Raw genomic sequence first — 15,470 nt, forward strand, 5'->3', positions numbered from 1 at the left:
CACCGTAAGGTGATTGCATGTCGAACATAATTGTCGCAGCCGTGCCCGCCCACGGGCACACCCTTCCGCTGCGCGCCATAGCCGCCGACCTGGTGGCACGAGGCCACAAGGTCGCTTTCCTCGGCGGTTCCCGGTTCGCCGAGACCATCGAGGCCACCGGCGCCCGCTTCGTGCCGCTGCCGAAGGAGATCGACTTCGACGACCGGAAGGTGGACGAACTGTTCCCGGACCGCCTGCTCCACCCCGCAGGCCCCGAGCGGCTGGCGTACGACCTCAAGTACATCTTCCTGGACATGATCCCCGCCCAACACCAGGCCGTGCGCAACCTGTTGAAGGAGTTCCCGGCCACCGCCGTGATACATGACGCCTTCTACCTGGGAGCCCTCGCCCTGCCCCTGTCCCTCCCCGCCGGCGAGCGTCCGCTGTCCATCGCCATGGGCATTTCACCGCCCACCATGCAGAGCATCGACACCGCGCCGATGGGCCTCGCGCTCCCGCCCCGCAGCGACGAGGAGGGCCGGGCCCGCAACAAGCAGCTCAACGCCGAGATGGCCGAGGGCATGGAGCCCCTACGGCAGTACGCGGCCGACATGTTCGCCCTCGCCGGCGCCCCCCTGCCCGATGAGCCCCTCTTCGATGTAATGGTCACCGCGCCCGACCACTACCTCCAGCTCACCGTGCCCGGCTTCGAGTACCCGCGCAGCGACGCACCGGACAACTTCCGCTTCATCGGCACCCTCCCGGCCGCCGACGACGCGATGGGTCACGACGAGCCGTCCTGGTGGCCCGAGTTGACGGAGGACGACCGTCCGGTCGTGGTCGTCACCCAGGGCACTCTCGCCAACCACGACCTCTCCGCCCTCGTCGCCCCCGCCGTCCGGTCACTGGCCGACGCCGACGTGCTCGTCATCGCCGCCACCGCCCGGCCCGACGGCCCGCAGGACCTTGAGGCGCTGCTGGACGGTGACCTGCCGGGCAACGTCCGGGTCGCCGGCTACGTACCGTTCGAGCGGCTGTTGCCGCACGCCGACGTCCTGATCACCAACGGCGGCTACGGCGGCGTCCACACCGCGCTGCGCCACGGCGTACCGCTGATCGTCGGCGGTGCGGGCGAGGACAAGCCGGAGGTCGCGGCGCGCGTGCAGTGGAGCGGCGCGGGCATCGACCTGCGCACCGACCGCCCCGAGGAGGCCGCCGTGCGTACGGCGGTCGACGCGGTGCTCGGCGACGGCACGTACCGCGCCCGGGCTCAGGCGCTCCGTGCCGACATCGACGCGCACCGCCCGTTCGACGCGATCGCCGAACTGGTGGGCTAGCTACGGCGCATTGCGCCCCGGCTTGCCCTTCGCGAAGAGCCAGGTGTCGAAGAGGTCGCGCAGATCCTTGCCCGACGTCTTCTCGCACAACTTGATGAAGTCGCCCGTATCGGCATTCCCGTGCCGATGATCCTTCACCCACGCGCGCACGATCGTGAAGAACGTCTTGTCCCCCACCGCCTCCCGGAGCTTGTGCAGCACCATCGCACCGCGTCCGTAGACCGGCCGGCCGGATATCGTCTCGGCCTCCGGGTAGGCGGGCGGGAACGCCCATATGTTGTCGCCGTCCGCGGCCTTACTCTCCGGGTCCTTGCCGTCGTAGTAGTCGTCGAAGGTCTGCCGGGCGGTCCGGCCGCCCTGCTTCTCCTCCCACATCCACTCCGCGTACTGCGCGAAGCTCTCGTTCAGCCACATGTCCCGCCAGGTGCGCGGGGTGACGGAATCGCCGAACCACTGGTGGGCCAGCTCATGCACCACGATCTTGTCGGTGGGGGCCTCGTGGAAGTACGGCTTGGTCTGGGTCTCCAGCGCGTAAGGCGCATACGGATTGCGGTCGATGACCGCGCCGGTGGAGGAGAAGGGGTACGGACCGAAGAGCTCCGTCTCCCAGTTGAGCACCTCGGGCATCAGCTTCTTCATCTTCTCGGCCGCGGCGTCCTCCTTGGGATGCGACGCGATGTAGACCGGCAGGTCCCCGGCCCGCGCCGTGGTGACGCGGTACTCCCCGACCGCGACGCTCGCCACGTACGACGCCATCGGCTCGGCGTTGTGCCAGGCGAACGTCGTGCGCTTGCCGTTGCTCTCCTGCCGCCGCAACTCGCCGTTGGCCACGGCCATGAAGCCCTTGGGAACGGTCACCGTGATGTCGTACGCCGCCTTGTCGGAGGGGTGGTGGTTCCCGGGGAACCACGCCTTCGACCCCCCGGGCTCCCCCAGCCCGACCGCGCCGTGTTCCGTCTCGACCCACCCCTCGGTCGAACCGTCCGGATCCTTGAACTGCTTGGGCTCGCCCTCGTAGGAGATCTCCGTCGTGAACCGCCCGCCCTTGGCCAGTGCCTTGGCGGGCGTGACAGTGAGCTTGTCCCCCTTGCGGGACGTCTTCGCCTCTTTCCCCTCCACCATGGCGCTGCGCACATGCAGCCCCTTGAGATCGAGGCTGAACGCGCTCAGATCCTGGGTGGCGCGCGAGGTGAGGACCGCCTTGGCATCGAGGCGATTGCCATCGGGCTCGTAGTCGAGCGTCAGGCCGTAGTGCTCAACGTGATATCCGCCATTGCCCAATTGAGGAAATACCGGATCGTTGACGCCCCGAGCACCGACGTTCTCCTCCGCCATGTCGCCGCCACCGCCCCCGCAGCCCGCGACGAGCGCGAGCGCTATGGGTATCGAGCAGCGCACCAACCGGCGGCGGAGCGCGATGTGTCCGGGTCTGAGGGGAGTGTCTGCCATGATGGCAATCGTCTCATCCCCCGCAACAACGCCCTTTCGGCCGCCCCTGTTCAACCCTTCTGCACATCACTGAACGACGGCGTCTGGTCCTTGACCTCGGCCCCCGCGCTCTTGCCCGCGTCCTTGACCTTGCCGATGACACTGTCGAAGGTGTTCACGTCGGCATCGGTCGCATCCCCCTTGCGCAGCTTGCCCGCCAGCCCCTTGAGCGACTCGATCCCCGCTCCGAGCGGCGCGAGCGCCTTGGACAGGGTCGGGTCACCCTCGGCGTTCTTCTTCGCCGCCTTCAGCCGGTTGTACGCGAACGTCCCGGCCAGCCCCGCCTTGACGAGCGAACTGATCCTCCCCTTCTCCCCCTTCTTGAACGACCCCGCCTTGAACGGCTTCACAATCCACTGATACGTCGCCCCCGCCGCAAGCCCCGCATTGGCCACGAACCGCGTCTTGGCGAACTTCTGCTTCTCCGCAGAACTGGTCGGCGTCGCCTCGCCCTTGCTCTCCTTCTTCCCTCCACCGCCACAGGCGGACCCGACGAACATCAGGCTGCACGCCAACGGCAGCGCGACAAGGGCACGACGGACACGGGCGCGATCGGACACGACTCTCCTCCGGAGGGCGGGCGGACATTACCTCGGCCAGCGTGACCCGTATCGTACGGGTTCGCACCAGGACGAACCCGTTCGGGTGAGCGGGGCCCGTCCCGGGGCGGGGGGGGGGCTTCGCGACGGGCAGTCGTCAGGCGCGCCCGTCGCGTCAAGCCCGCCACCGCAAGGTAGGCGGGAATCTCCCGGCTTCAGCCGGGAGAGCACTTCAATTGGAGCAGATCTGGTCGTCGGTGGGCAGCTTGCCGGTGGTCAGGTAGTGGTTGACCTTGCTGTCGACGCACGCGTTCCCGTAAAGGCCGTAGATAGCATGCCTGTTGGCGCCTTCCAAAGTGATGAGCTTGGAACTCGGCAGCAGTCCGTGCAGGGCGACGGCGCCCTTGTGCGGGGTGCGCGGGTCGCCGGTGGCCGACACGATCAGTACCTTGGCGTCCTGCTTCACCTGGGTGGGTTCCTCTCGGGGCCGGTCCCAGAAGGCGCACGGGGTGATGTTGTTGGTCACCGCGCCGAAGCGCGGGTACGCGGCACGGCTGCGCTCGATGTCCCGCCAGTAGACCTCGGGATCGCGCGGGGCCGCCCGGTCCCCGCAGAAGACCGCGGACTGCACGCTGCCGTGATGCGACTGCTCTCCGGTCGTCGCGAGCCGCAGGGTCTCCTCGAACTGGGGCGACAGCCGGGTCGGCTGCCCGGCCGCGGCCTTGTTCAGGACGGACAGCTGCTCACTGAGCGCCGCCCGGGACGCATCGGTGTCGCTGTCGATCCCGGCGAGCAGGACGAACGGGACCTGGGTGTCGTCCAGTCGGAAGGTCTTCGGGGCGGTGCCGACCGTCAGCGGGCCGCGTGCGGACGCCCTGATGACGCGGTCGACGGTCGAGAGTACCTGCGCACGGGTGCGGCCGAGGCCGTAGGTCTCGTCGCGTGCGGCGGCCCAGGTGGCCCAGTCGGCGAGCGCCCGCTCGTTCTCCCTGGTGGTCTTCTGGAGCAGCCGGGGGCCGTACTCGCGCGGGTCGATGGCACCATCCAGAACCATGCGGTCGGTGCGGTCGGGGAACATCTGGGTGTAGACGGTGCCCAGGTAAGTGCCGTACGAGTAGCCGAAGTAGGAGATTCTCTTCTCGCCGAGCGCACCGCGGATGACGTCCATGTCACGGGCCGTGTTGCGCGTATTGACGTGCGGCAGCACGGAGGCGTTGGAGGCACGGCACTTGGCGGCCAGGTCCTTCTGGAGGGCGACTTGGCGCTCGAAGCTCCCCCGGCTGAGACCGGCCGAGAAAAGGCTGGTACCGACGGGCCAGCCGCAGTCCAGCGGGGTGCTGCGACCGACGAAGCGCGGGTCGAATCCGACGATGTCGTACTGCGGACCGGCCTTCTTCATCCACGTATGGAAATCGGGCGGGGACTGAAGGGCGCGACCGCCCGGGCCGCCGTTGTTGAGCAGGATCGAACCGATGCGGTGGCGGGTGTCACTGGCCTTGAGCCGGGATATCGCGACGGTGATCGTCCGGCCTTGGGGGGCCGCGTAGTCGAGCGGTACGACGACGTCCGCGCACTGCGCACCGGCCTTGTCCAGGTCGCGGCCCATGGTGTCGTCCAGGTTCTTGGTACAACTGCCCCAGCGTAGGTGCTGGTGGTAGTAACGGTCGGGCGCGGCCCCTGACTTCGGTGCGGCGGAGGCCGCTGCGGCCGTAACGGTGGGGGCTGCGCCAAGGCAGGCAGCGAGGGCGAGGGCGACGGCTGAGGTGCGGCGTACGGTTGGGCTGAGGGTGATCACGGAGTCTCCTCGAGGCGCTGGATGTCTCGGTCGAAAACGCCTTCCACGTGCACCGTGCGCACCGTTGGCACCGCAGCCCCCGTCAGCGCGGGGGCCACGGACCGGGCGGGCCGGCGTAAGGCAGTGGGGCGTCTCTTCGAGATGTTCTGTGCGTGTTTCACACCATCAGACGCTAGACGGAGCAACCGTCTCTGTTCACTGCTGCCATCCCCCCAGCCCCACTGAGGCCACCCCTACCACTCCCTGTCACACACCTGGCTGCGACAGGACACTGCTACGCACGTGAACTCGGCGAGCGCATTGAGGATTTCACCGCCAAAGCGGCTTCCCATAGTCTCGGTGGATCAGCGCACCTCGCCCTCGAATACTGACGCCTCCCCCACTCCCGGCCGCCGCGAGGATCGCCGCCTCTTTCTGCTCGGTGATGCCGTGCTCGCTCCACCGTGGGTGCCTTATGGCTGGCGCCGCTTCACCGACTCTGCACAGACCAGTGCGTCAATGAGCTTGCGGGCGGTGGGGAGGGGAACGGACCCGAGGAAGAGCGAGGGCTCGCCAGAGAGGGAGGCGCGACCCATCAGCTGGGGCCAGGAGCCCCGATCACCCACCTTGATGCCCATCTCCGCCAGCACCCGCTCAAGCATGAACGCGATGTCGTCGGCTCTCCGCTTCCCCGCCATGAAGGCATCAGCTTGCTGTGCGACTGCATCGGTGTCCGTGGTCATGAAGCGACGTTAGAAACCAACAAGCGTCGGTAGCCAGGATCTTGCGATTCCTTGCGCTGTTTCACCCGAGGGCTTGGATGGCCGCAGTGACCAGCGCTCGGGCACGTGAGCCGTAAACAGCCATACCGGCCAGCTCGTTGAAAGCCTTGGCATACTCGGCGATCTCGCGTGGCTGCACCACATTGATCTTGGCTGTCAGGTTCTCGACCGCGACTCGCCGGTCATCGAACATGTAGAACGCTTCCAGCGGCCACAGCTTCCGCGGACCTGCTGCGGGAATCACCCCCAACGACACGGACGCCAACGGCATCAGCGAGAGAAGGTGCTTGAGCTGGCCGGCCATCGTGTCAACGTCACCGATCTGGCTCCGGAGAACCCATTCTTCGATCAGGACGGCGAACCTGTGTCCGCCTTCATAGATGAGACGACTCCTAGCGACCCGGGCCGGTACGGCCTCGGCAACATCGTCAGGAGTCCTATGAAAGTCGGTCATTGACCGCATGAGAGCCGCAGCGTATTCGGGGGTCTGGAAGAAACCCGGAATCACGTTGGAGACATAGATCCGGAACAGCAAGGTCTCTTTGTAGCCGCTGATCAGTCGCTCTTGTGCATGCCGCAGACCCGTTCGGTGACGCCTTCGCCACTCGACATACATGGAGTCGGCCGCTCGAGCGGTCGCGATCAGATCGGCCGCTTGGTCCTCGGCCCCACAGGCAGCACACCACGCGCGGATATCCGCATCGGTGGGCGTGGCCTTGCCGCTCTGGATACGACTCGTCTTGGCAGCGTTCCACCCACATCGGGCTGACAGTTCTTGGCCGGTGATTCCAGCGTCCTTACGGATCTCCACCAACCGGTCGGCAAGGACCTTCCTTGCTGCCGCGACGCTGGACGAGGGGGAGGATGATGACATGGGCTGGCAGTCCGATGGCGGCGTGCGTCAGACCTTGAACTCTTCGTGCGGGATACCGCGCTCCCACACCGCTTCGAACGCTGATGAACAGAGCTGGACCACGGCCGGCTCCTCGGTCATCTCGAACCGAGGGTCGGCCCAATCCCCATCACCGGTGAAGAGGTTGAACCGAACGAGGCAGTCATCGAACAGCCAGAAGTCGGCTGCAGGCACCGCGATGCCGAGCGCCTTGCGCCGGGGAAGCCAGCGGACCTGCTCGCCCACGGCGACGTTGACGGCAGTGGTGGCGTGCTCGTACTTGATGTACTCGCTCACCGGCTCGGAGACGATGCGCGCCCGTCGCACGACGACACCCCGGGCGACGGTCTCTCGCACCAGCGACACCCAGCGGGACCAGCCTTCCGACTCCGGGTCGAGGTCTACTTCACCGGTGCGCTTCCACTGCTCGAACTCCTCAGCCTCGCCAGCGACGCCGTAGCCGTCACGCATCTCCAGATGGACTGCTGTCCTCTGCGCGCTCCGGAGCAGCGTCGGAAAGTCCGGCACGTTCTGCGGCATCGCACGCCTTCCTCAAGACCGGCACCATCCGTAGTGGCAGGGAGATCACCGACTCGTGCGCCGGGACCCCCACAGCATGTCCGGGCACCCACTCGGTGCTGCCGACCTCCTCCGTGAGGACGTCGTCAGCGGTCACACCTTGGATGATGATCCTCTGCTGCTCGTGGTGCACCCAGACCGTGGCGGACCCCTCTTCCTTCGTCTCAGGGTCCATCCCCATGAAATCTAGTGGCATGGCGATCTCCTGTGTCCACCGGTTCACGCTTGACCGCATGACCATCGGCCCATCGTGTTGCCCGGGTCAAGGGGCGCGCACGCCCCGGCGTGGAGGCCAAGCCACAAGCCACCCCGACCCATTGGCGGATCACCGTACTGGTGCAACGAAGCACGGGGAAGCACCGTGATACTTCTGCGCAAGTTCGCGCAATCGGCTGGGGGTTGGGATTCCACTGTTCCTAGCGTAGTTGCCATCGGACTGCGCGAGGGAATGGCCAGGAAGCGAGGAGACCATGGGCAAAGCCAAAGGCGGCAGTCACTCCGGGAAGCCGGACACCGCACCCCACGACGGGCACCGTGAGAAGCCGCCGCAGGTTCCGCCGGTCACCCCCGACCCCAAGAAGAAGTAGAGGCACACATGGCCTGGAGTGATCTCGTGGCGTCCCTGGCCAAAGACGGCTACCTGACGGCTGATTGGGAACCCTCGTTCGCTGCGGTATCGCGCCATCCGTTCATCCCGGCCCAATGCTGGGCCCACGGGGAAGACGGCACCGTGGCGGAACTCGATCGAGAGACCAGATCGCGGGAGTGGGAGGACGCCGTCGCCTCCGACGTGGCGTTGGTCCTGGCGAAGGAGGGCGGCAAGCCCACCACGTCGGCGTCCATGCCGCGCATGGTGGCCATGATGCTGCGCGAACTGGACGTGCAGGACGGAAACACGCTGCTGGAAATCGGGACTGGCACGGGCTGGAACTCCGCCCTGGCGTCACACCGCCTCGGTTCCAGCAGCGTGACCACCATCGAAGTGAACGTCCAGTTCGCAGAGCGCGCGGCAGCACGGCTGAAGGGAGCCGGCTTCACTCCACGCACCGTATGGGGCGACGGGGCGGATGGGTGGGAGGCCAACGCTCCCTATCAGCGGCTCATTGCCACGTGCGCCGTACAGCACGTGCCCTACGCCTGGGTGGCGCAGACCGAAGGCGTCATGGTCATCCCCTGGGGCAACGGCATGTGCAACGGTGCGTTGCTCCGGCTCGAATCCGACGGACACGCAGCCACGGGCAGGGTGGTCGAAGAGTCGTCGTTCATGTGGATGAGCGGCCACGCGCCCGCGGGCTGGCCCGACGAGTGCGAAGGTGAGCAGTCCTCAACGAGCACGGACCCCCGGGTACTCACCCCCAACGAAGCACGCTTCGCGGTCGGGCTCGGCGTCCCTGGGTGCCGGTACTGCGTGGACTGGGGAGACGATCCGGACGGGGCGGACTGCACACTGTGGCTCACGGACGGGCAATCCGCGGCATCGGTCCGGTACATGCCGGAAGGGTCGGCGTTCCCTGTCAGGCAGTCCGGGCCACGCCGACTCTGGCATGAGGTGGAAGCCGCGTACGGCTGGTGGGAGAAGCAGGGCCGTCCCGGCTTCTCCCGCTTCGGGCTCACCGTGGATGGCGATGGCGAGCAGGTGTGGCTTGACTTGCCGGACAACCTCGTCTCGGCTCGGTAGCCGGACACTTGATATGCCGCTGCACTGAACTTGTTGTCCGTGGCGTGCTCGTATGACCTCGTATGGCCTCCCGTAGGTGCTCACGGAATAAGCAGTACCGGAGCATCGCTCCTCTCCGTAAGGTTTCGGCATGGGCATGGACTTGAGCCTTCGTGAGGATCAGATAGCCGCGCTCCGGCGTTGCGCGAAGCAGGAGGGGATCGACGTGCACAGCATCGTGCTGCTCGCTGTCGACGAGTACGTTGGCAGGGCTCACCGGACGATGGTGCGGCAGACGGCCCAGGAGCAAGCGAGCAAATGGCGCGAGCTCATGGACCGGCTCAAGTGACTCTCTCCTACCTGACCCCAGAAGACGCCTTGACCGTCGCCGGATACGCCTGCGCCGACGACACGCCTGTCGTGCTCCGTGACACAGGACAACTGGAGTCCGCTGTACACCGGCCCTCGGCCGAAATGTACGGGCACGAGGTGTACCCGGACCTGATCAGCAAAGGAGCCGCACTACTCCAGGCCCTGTCGATCAACCACCCGCTGATTGACGGCAACAAGCGCACAGCCTGGCTCTCGTGCGTCACCTTTCTCGCGATGCACGGAGTCCAGCTGCGCCCAGAGATCGACGCCGCAGAACGACTGGTCCTCGCCGTGACGACAGGGGAAATGCGTGACGTGGAGGAGATAGCACAGGGCATCAAAGCTTTGCTGGAGCCCGACGTGACGCTGTGAGGCGATCTTGGCGGATGCCTGCGTCAGCGCCCGCCACCGTGAGCGGCCCGGTAATCACTGGGGCTCAGGCCGTGGGCCGTCTTGAAGGCGCGGCTGAAGTGGGCCGGGTTCAGGAACCCCCAACGAGCCGCTATCGAAGCCACCGTGCGGTCGGCCGCGTACGGGCCCCCGGCCAAGTCACGTCGGCAGCCCTCCAGCCTGCGCTGTCTGATCCAGGCCGTGATCGTGGTCTGCTCCTCGGAGAAGAGCTTCTGCAAGTAGCGCAGTGAGACGTGGTGCGCCTTCGCGATCCGTTCCGGGGACAGGTCCGGGTCGGCCAAGTGCTGGTCGATATAGGCGCGGACGCGCAGGAGAGTGGTGCGGCGGGCCGCTTGCTGGTCGTCGGTGTTCGGGCGTGGCCGCCGCTCGGCGAGCATGGTGGCAAGCAGGTCGCCGGTGGTCCGGGAGAGGCTCTCCGCGCTGTCCGCGTAGTCGTGGGAGTGCCTGGCCAGGCGGGTGAGGAACGGGGAGACCAGGGCGCCGACCCCTTCGGTTGAGGAGAAGCGGGTCGCCGTCACCTCCGTGGTCTGGCTGTTGTCCAGGTGGGCCAGGCGGTGCGGGAGCATGAACTCCAGCATCGAGAAGGCCTCGCCGCACGCGAGCGTGTAGGGGCGGGTGGTGTCGTAGCAGGCGATGTCCCCGGGGCCCAGCGCCGTTTCGCGGCCGTCCTGGCGGATCACCGCGCTGCCGCGCTGGATCACGCCCACGAGCAGGTACTCGGCATCCGAGCGGGCGATCAGCCGTGGTGTTCTGTCGACGCGGCTCGGGTCGGCCGATACCTCCGCGACGCCGACGGCGCCGAGGCGGCCGGCCGTGAGCTCTCCGCGGAACGGCTCGTCGTCCTGAAGCGGCTTGACGTGGACCGGCACAAAGCTGTCGCACACGACGTCCTGCCAGAAGGCACGCCGTTCCGCCTCTGCATGGTCTTGGGTCCGCAATCGCCGCATATGGCTGAGCAACGCAGCGGGCTGTCGGCGGATTCCCGTGCGCGTACGGACAACTGGGCGTGCGCTTGCGGACAAATCTGCCGTGCTCTCGCCGGGCATCGTGGAGCGCACCAGTTACCCCGATGGGAGATGACACATGCCTTTCGCGTCAGTCAACGGTCAGCAGCTGTACTTCGAGGACACCGGGGGCGACGGCCCGGTGGTCGTCTTCAGCCACGGCAACCTCATGAACCACCGGATGTGGGCACCCCAAGTCGAGGCACTGCGCGGTGAGTTCCGGTGCGTCGTGTGGGACGAGCGGCTGCACGGGCGCACCAAGGACGACGGCGCTCTCCATACCTACTGGGACTCCGCCGACGACCTTCTCGGTCTGCTCGACCATCTCGGTGTCGAGCAGGCGGCTCTGGTCGGTCACTCCCAGGGCGGGTTCCTGTCGCTTCGCGCTGCGCTGCGTGCGCCGGAACGGGTCAGGGCCCTGGTCCTGATCGACAGCGCGGCGGTGGCCTGGCCGGAGGAGGCCCTGGCCCAGATGAGCGGCATCAGTGAAGGGCTCCGGTCCGGTGGGCCGGATGCGGTTGCCCCGGTTCTGCTCGACCTGCTGCTCGGCAAGCCCGAGATTCATGAGGACTGGCTGCGTGTGTGGCATGAGGAGCCCCGGGAACGGCTGGCCGATGCGGTGGCCGTGCTCATGGGTGTCGACGATGTCTCCGCCCGCCTCGGGGAGATCGCTCAGCCGGTCCTGATCATGCATGGTGAGGCCGATCAGCCGGTCCCGCTGCCGCTGGGGCAGATGCTCCGCGATCACCTGCCGGGGGCCTTGGACCCCGTCGTGATACCGGGCGCGGGACACACACCGAGCCTGACCCATCCCGACCAGGTCAACGGCCCGCTGGCCGCCTTCCTCGCCGGTCCGGCGCTCCTGCCCATCGCCTTCCAGCAGGCGCTCAATGCTCACGATGCCGACCGGGTCCTGGCGCTGTACACGGAGAACGCGACGATGCGCACCGTCACCGGCGAGGTGATCAGCGGCAGCGCCGCACTGCGAGCGGAAGTTGAGCAGACGATCGCCGCCGACCCCAACATCATCAACACCACCCGCCACGTTCTCCTCGGCGACGGCACCGCCCTGCTGATCGTCGACTGGAAGATGCGGCTGACCGCACCGGACGGCAACCGCGTCACCGCGTCCGGCACCGCCACGAACGTGGCAACCCGCGGCGCCGACGGCACGTGGCGCTTCACCATCCTCAACCCGACCGGCACTGCCTGAGCGGAATGGACCGAGCTCACCCTTCTTCCGGCGACGGGCGGGGAGCGATCCGCGGTGTGGGCCGGTTCGGGTCGGTGCGGCTGGGATCGAGGGCGGTGGCGAGATGGCGGCGCAGGAGGCGGCCGAGTTTGCGGTCGACCAGGCTGTTCAGCACGGCGGCCAGCAGCAGGGAGAGGAAGAGACCGAGGCCGATCGAGGGGAGCAGGCCGAGGCCGGGGACCGCTTTGAGGATGCCGCGGGTGACAGGTATGCCCAGGCTTTGGTGAACCAGGTAGAAGGGGTAGGTCAGGGCGCCGGCGTAGACGAGGGTTCGCCATTGGAGGTGGCGCAGCGGGCCGGGGCCGGCCAGGGCGAGCAGTACGAGGAAGCCGGTGAGGACGGCCGCGCTGACTGCCCAGTTGGAGCCGGCGTGTGTGGCGACGCGGTCGTCCAGGACCGTCAGGGTGTAGCACCAGGCGAAGCCGGCCAGGAGCCAAAGGAGGAGGTTGGGTCCGAAGCGGTGCATCAGGTAGAGCGCGATGCCGGCCACGAAGAGTCCGGCGTACTGGCTGAGCAGGAACTCGTCCAGGACGGTGGAGTGCAGTTCGCGGCCGATGGACGCCAGGACGAGCCAGAGGAAACCGAAGGCTATGGCGCGCCGGTAGGTCAGGCCGATCAGCAGCAGTGCGCCCATGAGGAGGTAGAAGCGGGCTTCCACCCATAGTGTCCAGGCGACGCCAGCGGTGAAGTCCAGGCCGAGCGGGCTGGGAATCATCGTCAGGTTGCCCAGGGTGGTACGCAGGTCCGTGGGCGCCCCTGACCGCTGCCCGGCGAGCACGGTGACCGTGCCGGCGGCGACGATGATCAGGACGACGGCCCAGTACAGCGGGAAGAGCCGGGCGATACGGGAGACGGCGAACTGCGCCGGGGTGCGGCCCCAGCAGCTCATGCAGATGACGAAGCCGCTGATCAGGAAGAACGCCTCGACGCCGAGCCAGCCGTAGCCGCTGATCGCGTGCAGCAGTGGTGCTGCCTGCGGGAGGTCGTAGGCCTCGCCCCAGAAGCGGGGGGTCGGGGTGCCGAGGTAGTGGTAGGCGGCCACGGCTGCGGCTGCGAGCAGCCGCAGCCCGTCGACCGCGGCCAGGCGCCCGCCCCCGGCCGACGCGCGGGATATTCGCTGCCCGACTGCCCGGGACAGGCTGCGGGCAGCTCGGGTGTGTACGGAGATAGGCATGGAAAGTCCTGTGGCCAAGCGGCCGATCGAAGATCGAAGAAGGCCGTCTGTAGGGGGAAGAGAGGGTGCCTCCTGATCGCCGGGCGACAGGGGGCAAGCGGGGCCCGAGGCTGAACGTCATGGTCTGCCCGACTGCGTCCCAACAGTTCGACGATCGGCTGCGGTGGCGGACGCGGCCGGGCGGCGGAGGCCTGCGAGATCGATCATGAGCTCCCCTGTGACTTAAACCATGCTTTCACTAAGTGATTAGTGAAAGCATGATGCAGGGACCCCCTGGGGGTCAAACCCTTCGAAGAGCGCCGGACGGCGCGTAAGGTGCCCGCATGATCGAAATGCCGGAGGAGTTCGCGCGGAGCACGGTCGAGCGCGAAGGGGAGCCGGGGGCGGCGTGGATCGCCGAACTGCCCGGGACAGTCGATGAGTTGCTGAAGCGCTGGGACTGCGTGCCGGACGGCGCGGTCATGCACGGCGGCGTCGGGGTCATCGTCCCCGTACAGCGACAGGGCGGGGGAGCCGCCGTGCTGAAGGTGTCCTTCCCCCACCCCGGCAACGTCCATGAGCCCGACGCGTTCGCCGCGTGGGACGGGCGCGGGGCCGTTCTGCTGCACGAGCGTGACGACGAGCGGTTCGCGATGCTGCTGGAGCGGGCCCGCACATCGACCCTGGCCGAAGTCGCCGATGGCGACGAGGTGGTGACGGTCGCCGGGCGGATCAGTCGGCGGCTGGCCGTCCCCGCGCCGCCCGGACTGCCCCGGCTGCGGGAGCAGGCCGACGGCTGGGAGGAGCAGTTGCGCAAGGATGCGGAGGAGCTGGCGCATACGCTGCCGCAGTACGTCGTGGACGCCGCCGTCGCCACCGTACGGGAGTTGGGGCGCGATCAGCCGGACACCCTCGTCCACGGGGACCTGCACCCCGGGAACATCCTGCGCGCCGACCGTGAGCCGTGGCTGGCCGTCGACCCCAAGGGGTACGCGGGAGACCCGGCCTACGACGGCGGCACACTGCTCAAGTCGCGTGCGCTGACGTTCCTCGAGGCGGACGACATAGGCAAGGCCGTCCACCGCGTCGTGGACGTGTTCGCCGAGGCCGCGGAGCTGGATCGCGAACGTGTGCTGCGCTGGGCGCAGTTCCATGCGGTGCAGGCGGCGTTCTGGGGGCGCCGCCACGGCTTCCACATCGCCCGCGACGGAGAGCGTCTGGACTGGCTCAACGAACTCGCCGACCGCCTGGCGGAGTTGCTCACCGCGGATCCGCGCCCGCTGTGATCGGACGCAGCAGTTCACCGAACTCGGCGAACAACCGGGCCGTCGCCGCATCGGCGGCCTTCGACTTCGTGGCGAAGTTCAGGAATCCGTGGACGAGCCCGGGGAACATGTGCTTGTCGACCACCACATCGGCGGCGAGCAGCGCGTCGGCGTACGCCAGTCCCTCGTCCCGCAGCGGGTCGAACTCGGCGCAGCCGACGACCGCGGGCGCCAGGCCCTCGTGGCTGTCGGCGAGGAGCGGGGAGGCCGGGGCGCTGTCGGCGGCGGCCGGGAAGGCGGCGAGGTAGAGGCCGATGATGCGCTCGATCTCGGCCGCGGTCAGCGCGTACCCGGTGGCGTTCTCGGTCAGGGAGCGGTGGTTCCGCTCGCTGCCGAGGTCGGTGGACGGGTAGGCGAGGAGCTGGGCCGCCAGGGGGCGTCCCTCGTCCCGGAAGGCCAGGGCCACGCCGGCGGCGAGGCTGCCGCCGGCGCTGTCACCCGCGACGGCGAGCGTGCTGCCGCCGTAGTCGGCGATGTGGTCCCCGACGTGGCCGGTCACGGCCACGCAGTCGTCGAACCCGGCGGGGAAGGGGAATTCCGGGGCGAGCCGGTAGGCCACGCTGACGACGACCGCGGTCAGGTCCCGGCAGAGGCGGCGGCAGATGCCGTCGTGGGTGTCGAGGTCACCGGCGATGAAGCCGCCGCCGTGGAAGAAGACGACCGTGGGGACGGGGCCGTCGCCCTCGGGGCGGTAGACCCGCACCGGCACTCCGGCGACCCGGCCGTCGGTCACCTCCCCGACCGCGATCGGCGGGCTCGGCGCGACGGCGAGCGAGAGCATGCGGTTCGCCTCGCGCACCTCGGCGATGGAGGGCGGCTCGGCGGGCGGCGGCCCGTCGAGCCCGTACTGCTTCAGCAGGGCCGCTATCTCCGGGTCCATAGGACCCAGGATGCCGTGGGAGCGCCGCACCCGCAGCCCGGCGGGG

Annotated in this window: 15 protein-coding genes; 6 read left to right on the forward strand and 9 right to left on the reverse strand. The window is 68.1% G+C overall.

Going from position 1 to position 15,470, the window contains the following annotated elements; translation table 11 throughout:
- The first annotated feature begins 17 nt into the window (after nt 1–17).
- The gene (locus ACV530_RS12030) at nt 18–1,316 is read left to right on the forward strand and encodes a glycosyltransferase (RefSeq protein WP_494332364.1); all 1,299 of its coding nucleotides are present in this window, start codon (nt 18–20) and stop codon (nt 1,314–1,316) included.
- On the opposite strand, the gene ACV530_RS12035 is transcribed toward ACV530_RS12030, so the two are convergent.
- The 6 genes from ACV530_RS12035 to ACV530_RS12060 all read right to left on the reverse strand — a co-directional run bounded on the left by ACV530_RS12035 (nt 1,317) and on the right by ACV530_RS12060 (nt 7,331).
- Nucleotides 1,317–2,765 (reverse strand): M1 family metallopeptidase, encoded by a 1,449-nt coding sequence (locus ACV530_RS12035; protein WP_494332365.1) that lies wholly within the window; start codon nt 2,763–2,765, stop codon nt 1,317–1,319.
- A 50-nt stretch (nt 2,766–2,815) separates the two neighbouring features.
- On the reverse strand, nt 2,816–3,304 hold the full coding sequence (locus ACV530_RS12040; RefSeq protein WP_494332603.1) for a hypothetical protein: 489 nt from the start codon (nt 3,302–3,304) through the stop codon (nt 2,816–2,818).
- 271 nt (nt 3,305–3,575) lie between these two features.
- The gene (locus tag ACV530_RS12045) at nt 3,576–5,138 is read right to left on the reverse strand and encodes an alpha/beta hydrolase (protein ID WP_494332366.1); all 1,563 of its coding nucleotides are present in this window, start codon (nt 5,136–5,138) and stop codon (nt 3,576–3,578) included.
- Between the two features lie 452 nt (nt 5,139–5,590).
- Nucleotides 5,591–5,860, reverse strand: a complete 270-nt coding sequence (locus ACV530_RS12050) for a hypothetical protein (RefSeq protein WP_494332367.1) — start codon at nt 5,858–5,860, stop codon at nt 5,591–5,593.
- Nucleotides 5,861–5,921: 61 nt separating this feature from the next.
- Complete coding sequence (locus tag ACV530_RS12055) at nt 5,922–6,773, reverse strand: helix-turn-helix domain-containing protein (protein WP_494332368.1); 852 nt, start codon at nt 6,771–6,773, stop codon at nt 5,922–5,924.
- A gap of 27 nt (nt 6,774–6,800) precedes the next feature.
- Nucleotides 6,801–7,331, reverse strand: a complete 531-nt coding sequence (locus ACV530_RS12060) for a DUF6879 family protein (protein WP_494332369.1) — start codon at nt 7,329–7,331, stop codon at nt 6,801–6,803.
- Nucleotides 7,332–7,965: 634 nt separating this feature from the next.
- Here ACV530_RS12060 and ACV530_RS12065 point away from each other — a divergent pair.
- The 3 genes from ACV530_RS12065 (at nt 7,966) to ACV530_RS12075 (ending at nt 9,771) form a co-directional block, all read left to right on the forward strand.
- Nucleotides 7,966–9,048 carry a methyltransferase domain-containing protein gene (locus tag ACV530_RS12065; RefSeq protein ID WP_494332370.1) on the forward strand — a complete coding sequence of 361 codons (1,083 nt, stop codon included), beginning with the start codon at nt 7,966–7,968 and terminating at the stop codon, nt 9,046–9,048.
- A gap of 130 nt (nt 9,049–9,178) precedes the next feature.
- Complete coding sequence (locus ACV530_RS12070; RefSeq protein ID WP_494332371.1) at nt 9,179–9,376, forward strand: CopG family transcriptional regulator; 198 nt, start codon at nt 9,179–9,181, stop codon at nt 9,374–9,376.
- Nucleotides 9,373–9,771, forward strand: a complete 399-nt coding sequence (locus ACV530_RS12075) for a type II toxin-antitoxin system death-on-curing family toxin (protein ID WP_494332372.1) — start codon at nt 9,373–9,375, stop codon at nt 9,769–9,771. Before ACV530_RS12070 ends, ACV530_RS12075 begins: the two co-directional genes overlap by 4 nt.
- A 23-nt stretch (nt 9,772–9,794) precedes the next feature.
- Here ACV530_RS12075 and ACV530_RS12080 read toward each other — a convergent pair whose 3' ends face one another.
- On the reverse strand, nt 9,795–10,694 hold the full coding sequence (locus tag ACV530_RS12080) for an AraC-like ligand-binding domain-containing protein (protein ID WP_494332373.1): 900 nt from the start codon (nt 10,692–10,694) through the stop codon (nt 9,795–9,797).
- Nucleotides 10,695–10,893: 199 nt separating this feature from the next.
- Between ACV530_RS12080 and ACV530_RS12085 the strand changes: the two genes are divergently transcribed.
- Nucleotides 10,894–12,027 carry an alpha/beta fold hydrolase gene (locus ACV530_RS12085; RefSeq protein WP_494332374.1) on the forward strand — a complete coding sequence of 378 codons (1,134 nt, stop codon included), beginning with the start codon at nt 10,894–10,896 and terminating at the stop codon, nt 12,025–12,027.
- A gap of 16 nt (nt 12,028–12,043) precedes the next feature.
- Here the strand turns inward: ACV530_RS12085 and ACV530_RS12090 are convergent, their stop codons facing one another.
- Entirely contained in the window at nt 12,044–13,240 is a 1,197-nt protein-coding gene (locus tag ACV530_RS12090; RefSeq protein WP_494332375.1) for an acyltransferase family protein, read from the reverse strand.
- A gap of 323 nt (nt 13,241–13,563) precedes the next feature.
- On the opposite strand from ACV530_RS12090, the gene ACV530_RS12095 reads away from it, so the two are divergent.
- Nucleotides 13,564–14,505 (forward strand): aminoglycoside phosphotransferase family protein, encoded by a 942-nt coding sequence (locus tag ACV530_RS12095; protein WP_494332376.1) that lies wholly within the window; start codon nt 13,564–13,566, stop codon nt 14,503–14,505.
- Here ACV530_RS12095 and ACV530_RS12100 read toward each other — a convergent pair.
- Nucleotides 14,480–15,424 (reverse strand): alpha/beta hydrolase, encoded by a 945-nt coding sequence (locus ACV530_RS12100; protein ID WP_494332377.1) that lies wholly within the window; start codon nt 15,422–15,424, stop codon nt 14,480–14,482. The genes ACV530_RS12095 and ACV530_RS12100 overlap by 26 nt on opposite strands.
- Nucleotides 15,425–15,470 lie beyond the last annotated feature (46 nt).

The organism is Streptomyces sp. SX-6 (assembly GCF_059089585.1).

Excerpts from the sequence above, each read along its gene's own strand:
- ACV530_RS12030 (WP_494332364.1), top strand. The coding sequence starts at position 18 with ATGTCGAACATAATTGTCGCAGCCGTGCCCGCCCACGGGCACACCCTT.
- ACV530_RS12035 (WP_494332365.1), bottom strand. The coding sequence starts at position 2,765 with ATGGCAGACACTCCCCTCAGACCCGGACACATCGCGCTCCGCCGCCGG.
- ACV530_RS12040 (WP_494332603.1), bottom strand. The coding sequence starts at position 3,304 with ATGTTCGTCGGGTCCGCCTGTGGCGGTGGAGGGAAGAAGGAGAGCAAG.
- ACV530_RS12050 (WP_494332367.1), bottom strand. The coding sequence starts at position 5,860 with ATGACCACGGACACCGATGCAGTCGCACAGCAAGCTGATGCCTTCATG.
- ACV530_RS12055 (WP_494332368.1), bottom strand. The coding sequence starts at position 6,773 with ATGTCATCATCCTCCCCCTCGTCCAGCGTCGCGGCAGCAAGGAAGGTC.
- ACV530_RS12060 (WP_494332369.1), bottom strand. The coding sequence starts at position 7,331 with ATGCCGCAGAACGTGCCGGACTTTCCGACGCTGCTCCGGAGCGCGCAG.
- ACV530_RS12065 (WP_494332370.1), top strand. The coding sequence starts at position 7,966 with ATGGCCTGGAGTGATCTCGTGGCGTCCCTGGCCAAAGACGGCTACCTG.
- ACV530_RS12070 (WP_494332371.1), top strand. The coding sequence starts at position 9,179 with ATGGGCATGGACTTGAGCCTTCGTGAGGATCAGATAGCCGCGCTCCGG.
- ACV530_RS12085 (WP_494332374.1), top strand. The coding sequence starts at position 10,894 with ATGCCTTTCGCGTCAGTCAACGGTCAGCAGCTGTACTTCGAGGACACC.
- ACV530_RS12090 (WP_494332375.1), bottom strand. The coding sequence starts at position 13,240 with ATGCCTATCTCCGTACACACCCGAGCTGCCCGCAGCCTGTCCCGGGCA.
- ACV530_RS12095 (WP_494332376.1), top strand. The coding sequence starts at position 13,564 with ATGATCGAAATGCCGGAGGAGTTCGCGCGGAGCACGGTCGAGCGCGAA.
- ACV530_RS12100 (WP_494332377.1), bottom strand. The coding sequence starts at position 15,424 with ATGGACCCGGAGATAGCGGCCCTGCTGAAGCAGTACGGGCTCGACGGG.